Annotated in this window: 8 protein-coding genes and 1 pseudogene; 8 read left to right on the top strand and 1 reads right to left on the bottom strand. The window is 35.8% G+C overall.

Annotation, left to right across the window (positions count from 1 at the left end):
• Nucleotides 1-201: 201 nt before the first annotated feature.
• The 5 genes from ACP6PL_RS07000 to ACP6PL_RS06980 all read left to right on the top strand — a co-directional run bounded on the left by ACP6PL_RS07000 (nt 202) and on the right by ACP6PL_RS06980 (nt 6,358).
• Nucleotides 202-1,515, top strand: coding sequence for a nucleoside recognition domain-containing protein (locus ACP6PL_RS07000; RefSeq protein WP_426543947.1), 1,314 nt, complete (start codon nt 202-204; stop codon nt 1,513-1,515).
• Nucleotides 1,516-1,960: 445 nt separating this feature from the next.
• On the top strand, nt 1,961-2,923 hold the full coding sequence (locus ACP6PL_RS06995) for an NAD(P)-dependent alcohol dehydrogenase (RefSeq protein WP_426543945.1): 963 nt from the start codon (nt 1,961-1,963) through the stop codon (nt 2,921-2,923).
• Nucleotides 2,924-3,232: 309 nt separating this feature from the next.
• Nucleotides 3,233-3,670 carry a secondary thiamine-phosphate synthase enzyme YjbQ gene (locus ACP6PL_RS06990; protein ID WP_426543943.1) on the top strand — a complete coding sequence of 146 codons (438 nt, stop codon included), beginning with the start codon at nt 3,233-3,235 and terminating at the stop codon, nt 3,668-3,670.
• An 865-nt stretch (nt 3,671-4,535) separates the two neighbouring features.
• Nucleotides 4,536-5,837: an AAA family ATPase gene (locus ACP6PL_RS06985; RefSeq protein ID WP_426543941.1), complete on the top strand. Its 1,302-nt coding sequence runs from the start codon at nt 4,536-4,538 to the stop codon at nt 5,835-5,837.
• A gap of 5 nt (nt 5,838-5,842) precedes the next feature.
• The gene (locus ACP6PL_RS06980) at nt 5,843-6,358 is read left to right on the top strand and encodes a hypothetical protein (protein WP_426543939.1); all 516 of its coding nucleotides are present in this window, start codon (nt 5,843-5,845) and stop codon (nt 6,356-6,358) included.
• A gap of 307 nt (nt 6,359-6,665) precedes the next feature.
• Here ACP6PL_RS06980 and ACP6PL_RS06975 read toward each other — a convergent pair whose 3' ends face one another.
• On the bottom strand, nt 6,666-7,142 hold the full coding sequence (locus ACP6PL_RS06975; protein ID WP_426543937.1) for an RpiB/LacA/LacB family sugar-phosphate isomerase: 477 nt from the start codon (nt 7,140-7,142) through the stop codon (nt 6,666-6,668).
• Nucleotides 7,143-7,378: 236 nt separating this feature from the next.
• On the opposite strand from ACP6PL_RS06975, the gene priA reads away from it, so the two are divergent.
• The 3 genes and pseudogenes from priA to ACP6PL_RS06960 form a co-directional block, all read left to right on the top strand.
• Nucleotides 7,379-10,111, top strand: coding sequence for a primosomal protein N' (gene priA / locus ACP6PL_RS06970; protein ID WP_426543935.1), 2,733 nt, complete (start codon nt 7,379-7,381; stop codon nt 10,109-10,111).
• Between the two features lie 508 nt (nt 10,112-10,619).
• Nucleotides 10,620-10,862, top strand: a pseudogene (locus ACP6PL_RS06965) (FG-GAP repeat protein); the annotation flags it as partial.
• Between the two features lie 30 nt (nt 10,863-10,892).
• Nucleotides 10,893-11,354, top strand: a 462-nt coding sequence (locus ACP6PL_RS06960) for an FG-GAP repeat protein (protein WP_426543988.1), incomplete at its 3' end; no start/stop codon positions are given.

Below are 11,354 nucleotides of genomic sequence, written 5' to 3'. Positions count from 1 at the left end.
TTCATTTAACAGATAATTAATAAATTATCGCGCTATATACATTAATTATTTATTTCTCCCTACTGGACAGAAACACCTAATTGTTTGCATGAAGGCGGGTTTATATAAATATTAGGGTAAGCATGAAAATTTCCACTAAAACCAGCCCCTACTATTGCAACATTTTAGGTGTATTACTCCACTACTCCCTATTCCCTAAAAATGAATCAATCACAAACATCACCTATTAATAGTATTTGGCTATTTATGATAATTTCAGCTACAGTCATAGCAGCATACAACGGTAGGATGACAGAAATAACTGAGGCATCATTTGAAGCTGCCAAAAATGCTGTTACTTTAGCTATCGGATTAATTGGTAGTATGGCATTATGGTTAGGCATAATTCAAATAGTCGAAACAGCAGGAGGAATGAAAATAATTGCCAGTTTAATTTATCCTGTAATGGTGAAACTTTTTCCAGATATACCATCATCTCATCCTGCTATGTCTGCCATTATTTTAAATATAGCTGCTAATGCTTTAGGATTAGGAAATGCTGCGACACCGATGGGTTTAAAAGCAATGGCAGAAATGGATAACTTAAATCCAGAAAAAGGAACTGCCACAGATGCAATGTGTTTATTCTTAGCTATAAATACCTCTTCAGTTACGATAATTCCTATTAGTGTCATAACCGTTCGAGCAAGTGCAGGTGTTACTAATCCTGGAGATATTATTTTACCTACAATTATTGCCACTTGTTGTTCTACAATTGCAGCTGTTGTAGCAGCAAAATTTTTTGCAAGTCGGCAACCAATGCCAAGTTTAAATCAATCTATTACTCCAGAATATTTAGATAAAAATGATTCTCTTGACAGAGAAGAAAAAATATCAAAACTTACTCCACCCAACAAAATTGGTAAACTACTTTTTTCTAGTTTGATCGGAGCTTTTTTAGGTGCAGTAATTTATCGCTTAAACCTCAGAGGTATACCCTATATTTTTAGTCTTGCTTTTTTCCAAAGTTTGTCTAATTGGTTATTACCAATATTAATTTGCTCCTTTCTACTTTTCGGCTATTTCCGAGGAGTTAAAGTTTATGAAACAATGACTGAAGGAGCAAAAGCAGGATTTGAAGTTGCCGTCAGAGTAATTCCTTTTATGGTGGCAATTTTTGTAGCAATTGGAATGTTTAGAGCTAGTGGCGCACTAGATATTATGGCTGCAATTTTATCCCCGATAACTAATTTAATTGCAATGCCAGCAGAAGCATTACCTATGGCATTAATTAGACCTTTATCTGGCAGTGGTGCTTTTGGTATTATGTCGGAAATAGTCACAAATGAACCATTAAGTTTTCTCTCCTATTTAGTATCAACTATGCAGGGTTCTACAGAAACAACTTTTTATGTATTGGCTGTTTATTTTGGTAGTGTTGGGATTAAAAAAACTAGATATGCTTTGCCTGCTGCTCTATGTGCTGATGTCGTAGGAATTTTTACTTCAGTTATGGTTTGTCGGATAATTTTTTGATGATTAAAGGCAGAAATTAGGTCTTGGATAAAAAGAAACTTAACCAAATAGTAAAGTCAGGGTTGACTTTACTCACCATGATACTAATTTCCTCAAATACAGAAAAAAATTTTGAGATATTACCTATTTATTTACCGAACTCTTACAATAAAAACAGCTTGTTTTATTTCTAAATTAAACTCTGTTTAGATAGATTAGTTATGAAAGGAGACAAAAGGCAACAGGAAAAATTTATAACTATCTTTTATCCAAAAACCTTCTCCTCTTAGTCTTCCTCTTCCTCTTCCTCTTACTCTTCCTTGTTTATTATCTCTTCCCCCTCTCTTCCCAGTTAAGTTTTTCCCTGTTACCTCTTCCCTGTTTCCTGTTACTTATAACTATTTAACCAGACATGATATAATTTATTGCTATTCTAATAGAAGTCTTAATTTAACAGAAAAATTCCATGAAAGCAGTCACTATTAATCGGTATGGTTCCATTGATGTCTTGGAATATTCAGAAATTGAAAAACCTCAAATTAAACCCGAACAATTATTAGTCAAAATTCAAGCTACCAGTGTTAACCCTGTTGACTGGAAAATTAGACAAGGGCAACTACAATTATTATCTGGTTTTAACTTTCCTATTGTTTTAGGTTGTGACTTATCTGGAGTTGTATTAGAAGTAGGGGAAAAAGTAGAAAACTTTGAACCTGGAGATGAAATTTATACATTTATTAATCCATTAGTCGGAGGTGGTTATGCAGAATATATTGCTATACCTGCAAATACTGCTGCATTAAAACCTAAAAACATCACTCATTCCCAAGCTGCATCAATTCCAGTTGCAGGTTTAACCGCTTTTCAAGCATTACTTGATTTAGGTCAAATTAGACCAGGACAAAAAGTATTAATTAATGGTGCTTCTGGGGGAGTTGGAACTTTTGCAGTACAAATTGCTAAGGCAATGAAAACTGAAGTAATAGGTGTTTGTAGTAGTAAAAATATTACCTTAGTAGAAAGTTTAGGAGCGAATCGCGTTATTGATTATAATCAGATTGATTTTACCAAAGAATTTGAACAGTATGACATTATTTTTGATGCTCTTGGGAAAGAAACTTTTTCTAGTTGTGAAAATGTATTGAAGTCAGAGGGAATTTATATTTCTACTCTACCAACGGTAGAAAATTTACCTTCTACTTTTATCACCTTATTTATGCCTGGTAAAAAATCTAAATTAGTTCTTGCCCAACCTAACCCCCGTGACTTAATTGCCATTCGGGAATTGATTGAAGATGGATTAGTTAAACCAATTATTGACCGAACATATAAATTGGCAGAAATAGCAGAAGCTCATGCTTATAGTGAAATGGGTCGTGCTGTTGGAAAAATTGTAATTAGTAACGAAGAAACAAGTTTAGTTGACTAAAAAATTTTCCACTATGAAAAAGTCGAGCATTTATCCCAATCTCAAATAAATTTAGTAGTCAGGTAAGCAAATATTTAGTAATTTATATTTAAGGTTAACAAATAGCATATTCAGATAATGAGCAATTGAAAAATTATTAGATTTACAGTGATAAAGCAATATATTCGATGCCCTCTACTTTTTTAGTTTCTTTGTCTCTTTCCTCCTCACTCCTTCCGTCATTATTTATAACTTTTCAACCGAATATGATATAAGTAATATTTTACTACTATATATAGAGTAGTAGGCTTGAGAAAATAGGATATTAATATGTTGATTAAAAATGAACTTCTAGAAATAGAAACTGCTCCAGGAATAGAAATATATAATATTACTCCCCAAGTTATTTATGTCTTAACTAAGACTGGCATAAATGATGGTCAGGTAATTGTATTTTCTAGACACACAACTACCGCTTTAGCTATTAACGAAAATGAGGAAAGATTAATTGAAGACCTGAAAGTTTACTTGAGAAAGTTAGCACCAGAATCTGACAAGTATCTCCATAATGATTTGCATTTGCGAGATGTGCCTCCCGATGAACCAATTAATGCTCATTCTCATTTAATGGCTATGACTTTAAATAATAGTGAGGTGATTCCAGTTGTGGATGGAAAATTGGCTCTAGGAACTTGGCAGTCAGTATTGTTTTTTGAATTAGACGGACCTCGAAAAAGAAATGTATTAGTGCAAGTTACTGGCAAATAAAATTTAATTGTCTCATTTTAGGGAATAGTGAGTAGGGAGTAGGAAAAATTCTTGCTCTTGATTTAGTTTTCCTGCTTTGAAACTGGTATTACTCTCAGATAAGATACCTGGCAAATTAAAATTTCAGAGTTAAAATTTTCCTACTCAATATTTGGGTTGAATAATTTTACTAAAAGGTGGAGACAAAGCAGTTTATTTATGGGAAAAATATCTAGAGGAAAATTAGAAATATAGTGGCAAGTGCTGATTTTTGAGTAGAGGACTTTGAGTATATATGAGCACACCTTTTCCATTATGCTTATAGTATCATGTCAAGTTTGTTTAATCAAGCTATTTTTCTGATTTATCTTTCAATTTAATCTTTGCTTAGTTGTCATAATCGAAAATTGGAAAACTTTCTATGATACTCAATTATCTCCATAGAATGAAGTGGCAAAAAAAATAAAAAGTCAACCACTAATTTCGACAAACAAAATTATCTCAAAAAATAGCACTCATAAAAAAAGCACTATCCTGAAACAAGCAAATTTGGCAGATTGGAAAAATTACATTACTCAGTAGAGACAAAGGAGTTTATTTCTGGGAAAAATACTTAGAGGAAAATTAGACATATAGTGGCAAGTGCTGATTTCTTAGTGGCGAACTTTGAGTCTATATGAGCGCACCTTTTCCATTATACTTATAATATCATGTCAAGTTTTTTTAATCAAGCACTTTAATCAAAAAAAATGGAAAATTTTCCCTAATACTAAATTGTCTAAGTACAAGAAAATAGGATAGAAGGAAAAAGGAAACTGCTATTTTCAAATAAATAATTGAGTAGCAAAAATCAAGTCACAAGGAAAAGAGAAATAAGGAAAGATTTATGTTAAAACAAGTAACTTTGGAAAACTGGAAAAGTTTCCGTCATGCAGAATTATATATTGACCCTTTAACAGTTTTAATTGGTACAAATGCTAGTGGAAAATCGAATGTTGTAGATGCCTTAGATTTTTTGAATAGTATTATGCAAGGTGCTTCAGTAGAAACAGTATTAACAGATATTAGAGGAGGAATTGAGTGGGCAGCTAAAAAACCAGAAACTAAATTTAGTTTTCAAGTATTAGTAGATGGGAAAGATGAAGCAGATGATTATCTTTATAAAATTACTATAGAAAATAAGCCCACTGTACAGGTAGTAGATGAATCTTTAACTTTGATTGATAGTCAAAATCTCTCGGATAGTAATTCATTTAAACAGCCTTATTTTATCGCCTCAATTTCTAAAGAAAAAGTAAATGTAGTGGCCTATACTCATCCTGAAGCGGATCAAGCTATGGAAAAATTTTATCCTACTTCTAATCCTTGGTTGAGTCGTTTTACGGCAAATATTCCATTATCATATGATTTTGATGATGTTCCTCCAGATTATTGGTTTAGAGCAACAAATATTCCATTCTATAAATTTGATGATGCCGATCAAATGATATCTGCCCAGGTTATAGTTCCAAACATCCTCAAAAATATTTTTATCTTCAACCCAATACCTTCGCAAATGCGAGATTATTCATCTCTATCAAAAAAGTTAGAAAGAGACGGTTCTAATATTGCCGGAGTTTTAGCAGAATTACCAGAACAACAAAAAGCTGAAGTAGAAGAAAACCTATTAAAATATCTTGCAAAATTACCAGAAGGAGATATGCGAAAAGTATGGGCTGAACCTGTGGGAAGATTAGGCAGAGATGCCATGCTTTACTGTGAAGAAATCTGGCATCCTAACCAAGAACCAATAATAGTTGATGCTAGTGGAATGTCAGATGGAACTTTGCGATTTTTAGCAATTTTAACCGCAATGTTAACTCAACCAGAAAAAAGTCTAATTGTTATAGAAGAAGTAGATAATGGTCTGCATCCTTCCCGCGCCGGATTACTACTACAAATGTTAAGAGAAATTGGTCAACAGCGTCAAATAGATGTCTTAGTCACAACCCATAATCCTGCTTTATTAGATGAACTAACTCCAGATTTTATTGCTTTTGTGATGGTGGCTTATCGAGATAAACAAAGTGGAGAAAGTCAGTTAATTCCGTTAGAGGATATTCAAGATTTACCGAAGTTAATGGCATCAGGAACTTTAGGAAAAATTGCTAGTAAAGGTTTGATTGAAAAGAGTCTTAAAGCAGATTAGAGAGTATGAAAAAAGTGCTGATTATTGATACTTCTATTCTATGTGTTTATTTAGAAGTTCCTGGGAAAGAAACTTGCGGTTCTGAAAGTAATAAGTGGAATAAAATTAAAGTAGATGAAATATTGAAAAAGGAGGAAGAAGCAAAAACTACATTTGTTTTGCCTTTAGCAACAATTATTGAAACAGGTAATCATATTGCTCAAGCACCGACAAAGCGTTATGAAATAGCTAAAGAATTAGCAAATATAATGAAATTAACAGCATATAATCAAACCCCTTGGGCAGCATTTATAGAACCCTCTGTTTTATGGAATGCAGAAAATTTGAAGCAGTTAGCCAATGAATTTCCTAATTTTGCTAGTCGAGGATTTGCATTAGGAGACGCTACAATTAAACAGATTGCTGACTATTATAATAAGCAAGGAAATCAAGTGGAAATCTTGACAGGAGATGAAAATTTAAAATCATATCAACCTTTACAACCTGTCCTAATTCCCAGACGTAGAAAATCCAAAACTTAAAACAGCAATATTTTAGATTTTTTGTAGATTCGCTATATTTAATTTTTCACGATCAACATGATAAAATTTTTACCAAAACAACCATCAACAAAAGCATATAATTAACATCCAAACAACAGAGATAAATTCTTAATTTTTACTGTCACTTTATTAGTAGAAAACCAGAAATAAAAATAGTAAACAAAGTCTAATCAGAGATTTTTTGAACAGTTAAATAACTAAATAATTCCATCGAAATTCCCTAGTAAAATACTCAATTAACCAGGGAATATAACTATAACTATTTCACAGTATAACCACCATCTATTTAATTTCTAAACTGTTGTTTTTCTATTTGAGCAATATCTGTCATAGAATTTTCCAACCACTCTTGAATATCAGGTTCCCATCCCTGTTTAAATTCAGTATTTAACCAAACGTCCACAATTTCTTGAGCAACTAGGGGAGTAGTCACAAACCCACCTAAAGTTAGAACGTTAGAATTATTAATTGAACGTGATTTTTCGGCAGCAAAACTACTCTCACAGACTGCTGCATAAATATGAGGATACTTGTTAGCAATAATAGCCATTCCCATACCCGTTCCACATACAAGTATTCCACGTTCTACTTGTTGACTTCCTACCATTTGTGAGACTTGAGCAGCCACCTGATAATAAGGTGTTTCTTGAGTAGAATTATTGACACCAATATCTTCTACTTCTATACCTTTATTTTGTAGGTGCTGCTTGACCGCTTCCTTAAGATCGAATCCATAGGGATCGGCTCCAATTGCTATTTTCATAGGGGATTTTTCTCCTGTTTAAGATAAAATAAATTAATCCGAAAATTAATTTCAAAACTTTAGTAATTCCTATACTAAAACTTAGTTTCTAGAGATGTCTAATACTAATATCTGCACATTATAAATTTTTTTATGATGATATACTAATCTACTTAATAAATTTGTCACAGCAAGAATCTAACTTCTAACTTCTGACTTCGGCGATCGCCTTATTTGTCCCTTAATTAATTTTGCCAATGTCCTACTCTGTCCAAACACTCTCAAAATCTGTCCTAGCTGAACCTGGGTCATCTAACGATAACTATTCCCCAGAGTCACAAGAGTGGGTAGAAGTCTTAGTTGATGTTCCATATCAAACCTCAACTGATAATGCTGAAGAGGAGGAAAAATTATTTACCTATAAAATACCTCCTGATATGGACATTCAACCAGGGGACATTGTAATAGTACCCTTTGGCACTCAACAAGTAGGAGCGATCGTTATCCGTAAAACTTCCCAACTGCCAGAAGGTTTAACAAGCGATCGCGTCAAAAATATATCAAACATTATTACCAGAGGTTTTTTCCCTGCCACTTATTGGCAACTTATGGAAAAAGTCGCCATCTATTATCAAACTCCACTTATTAAAGTAATTCGCACTGCTCTACCACCAGGGTTACTCAAACGTAGTCAACGACGGATCCGGATCATCGAAGCAGCAATACCAACAGGTGGAGAAATTTTCCTCAATGCTAATGCTCAAAAAATTCTGGAAATTTTGCAAAACTCCAAAACAAAAGATTACACCTGGCAATACATTCAACGTCAAGTCAAAGGTGCTGATAGAGGATTAAAAGATTTACTAAAACGAGGTTGGGTAGAAAGTTATCTCGAACCCCCTTCTCCACCAAAACCAAAACTCAGGCAAGCAGTTACTCTAGTTGCTCAAACCCCACCCAAAGACTTAACCGCACGTCAACAAGAAGTCATGGAAATGTTACGCAAAAGTGGCGGCGAAATGTGGTTAACAGAATTACTTAACACTTGCCAAACTACAACTTCTGTGGTAAAAAAAATAGAAGAAAAAGGCTATGCTGTCATTCAGGAACAAGAAGTATTACGGCGGGAACAAGGTAGAGGCGATATCAGGGATGAAATAAAAAGACTTACACCCTACCAAACAGAAGCATTAACAACTATTACCCAAATTCAAGAATTTGCTCAAGTATTGCTGCATGGAGTTACCGGATCTGGCAAAACAGAAGTATATTTACAGGCGATCGCTCCCATCCTGGAAAATGGAAAATCTGCACTTGTACTCGTTCCCGAAATTGGTCTAACTCCCCAACTTACCGATAGGTTTCGTGCTCGTTTTGGCAAAAAAGTCTATGTTTACCATAGCGCCTTATCTGCGGGCGAACGTTATGACACCTGGCGTAATATGACCAGGGGTATACCGCAAATTATTATCGGTACTCGTTCGGCAATATTCGCTCCCCTACCAAAATTAGGTTTAATTGTTTTAGACGAAGAACACGATAACAGTTTCAAACAAGACCGCCCTGCACCCTGTTATCATGCTCGCACTGTAGCAAAATGGCGAGCAGAGTTGGAAAACTGCCCATTAATATTAGGTTCAGCAACTCCCTCTTTAGAAAGTTGCTTGGAAACAAGAAAATACCATCCAGACGACCAGACACCACCTACGGAGAAACAGGGTTTATCTGAAAAAATTGATAGTTTGAACGATCGAGATAATAAACCTGGTTTCTTGGTTGATGAAAATGCTTCCCTGACCGACAAACCTGGTTTATCTGAAAAAATTGATAGTTTGAACGATCAGGATAATGAACCCGGTTTCTTAGCTGATGAAAATGAAACTGTTTCCCCAAAACCAAAAACCTACTACCTATCATTACCGGAACGCATCCACTCGCGACCGATGCCACCCGTAGAAATAGTAGATATGCGCCAACAACTGCGACAGGGAAACCGGACAATGTTTAGCTACCCTCTCCAAGAAGCACTCCAACAACTACAAGAAACCAAACAACAAGGAATTTTATTCATTCACCGTCGCGGTCATAGTACATTTGTGTCTTGTCGTAGTTGTGGTTATGTAATGGAATGTCCTCATTGCGACGTTTCTCTTTCCTATCATTACACCCACGAAGGTGCAACTCAACTATTACGTTGCCATTACTGCAACTATACCCAACTACAACCCCAACGTTGTCCGGAATGTGACTCTCCTTTTTTCAAATTTTTTGGCAGTGGAACCCAAAAAGTAGCACAGGAGTTAACTAGACAATTTCCCGACTTACGATTTATTAGATATGATAGCGACACAACTCGCAAAAAAGATGCTCACCGAAATTTGTTAAATCAATTTGCAAATGGGGAAGCAGACTTATTGATCGGTACCCAGATGTTGACAAAAGGTTTAGATTTAGCACAGGTGACATTAGTAGGAGTTGTATCCGCTGATGGGTTACTGCATTTTTCAGATTATCGCGCCAACGAACGAGCTTTTCAAACGTTGCTGCAAGTAGCAGGCCGTGCAGGCCGTGGAGATAACCCAGGGCAAGTTATTATTCAGACCTATACTCCAGAACATCCTGTGATTCAAGCTGTGCAACGTAATGATTATCAGTCTTTTGTAGAAACAGAATTACAAGCGAGAGCAGAACTGCGATATCCTCCTCACGGGCGGTTGATTTTATTGCGTCTGAGTAGTTATGACCCGACCGAGGTAGCGGTGACTGCTCAACAGTTAGCAAGTGTGCTGATGGAAAAAGCAGAAGAGGGAAAATATGATTTATTAGGTCCTGCACCCGCTCCTATTGCCAGAGTTGCTAATCGTTATCGGTGGCAGATTTTGTTAAAGCTATTGCCTGGATGTGAGGATGTACCCGATTTGACTAGATTGAGTAATATTTGTCGTCCTGGGGTGAGTCTGACTGTGGATGTCGATCCTATGAATTTTTGATAAACAGAATTTATATCAAATCTAGATAATTATTATACCTAAGTCATTGCGACTGGAACGGAGTGGAGGGAAGCAATCTCAGGAACCCCATGATACTACTGAAATTTAAAGTTTTGGTAAAGTTTTGGTATAATATCATGTCCGGTTGAACAGTGATAATTAAACCTCGTAGTAAGGCTTTAGCCCTAAGATAGGTATTTATCGGGCTAAAGCCCTACTACAAACAAAAACTTTTTGATCACTAATTATCCGGACATGATATAACCTATTGCCTTTTGCCTAAATAAAATGCTATCCTGATTTTATAGGTGTGCATATAACCGAAAAAATTTCTCAAAACTAGAAAAAGTTATAATTCCTGGCTTTTTTAGCCAGCAATAGCTAGTACCTACATAGCAAAAGTTTGTAGGATTTTTGAAGTCATAAAGTGACAACTCTAATTCTATAGACATAACTAAACGCCTGAGCAAAACCATAAAAAACAAAGATAATTGAGGACTAACTAGATATGCACCACCAAAAACAAACAATTAAGAGCAAAGCAACTAACCTAAAAACAATTAGTAAAAGAGCCTGCTTTCCCCTCTTTGCTCTCCTCGCTTTTACAGCTCCCGCTAATGCCTTTGATCTGAAACTTACCGCACCTGACGGTTTTGCATATGACCGGTTTGGAGGTTCAGTAGCTCTAAGCGATAACACAGTCCTAATTGGTTCCATAGGAGACGACGACAAGGGACAATCCAGTGGTTCAGCCTACTTATTTGACACTACTACTGGCAGCTTGCTCCAGAAATTTACCGCACCCGACGGTTCTTCACCTGACCAGTTTGGACGTTCAGTAGCTCTAAGCAACAATACAGCCCTGATAGGTGCATGGGGAGACGACGACAAAGGAACTAACAGTGGTTCAGCCTACTTATTTGACACTACTACTGGCAGCTTGCTCCAGAAATTTACCGCACCCGACGGTTCTTCACCTGACCAGTTTGGACGTTCAGTAGCTCTAAGCAACAATACAGCCCTGATAGGTGCATGGGGAGACGACGACAAAGGAACTAACAGTGGTTCAGCCTACTTATTTGACACTACTACTGGCAGCTTACTCCAGAAATTTACCGCACCTGACGGTTTTGAATCAGACCTGTTTGGACGTTCAGTAGCTCTAAGCGATAACACAGCCCTAATTGGTTCCATAGGAGACGACGACAAGGGACAATCCAGTGGTTCAGCCTACTTATTTGAC

Origin of the sequence: Dapis purpurea BLCC-M126 (assembly GCF_050015975.1) — a bacterium.
Classification (GTDB): domain Bacteria; phylum Cyanobacteriota; class Cyanobacteriia; order Cyanobacteriales; family Microcoleaceae; genus Trichodesmium.
This window is presented reverse-complemented; position numbering and strand designations above follow the sequence as displayed.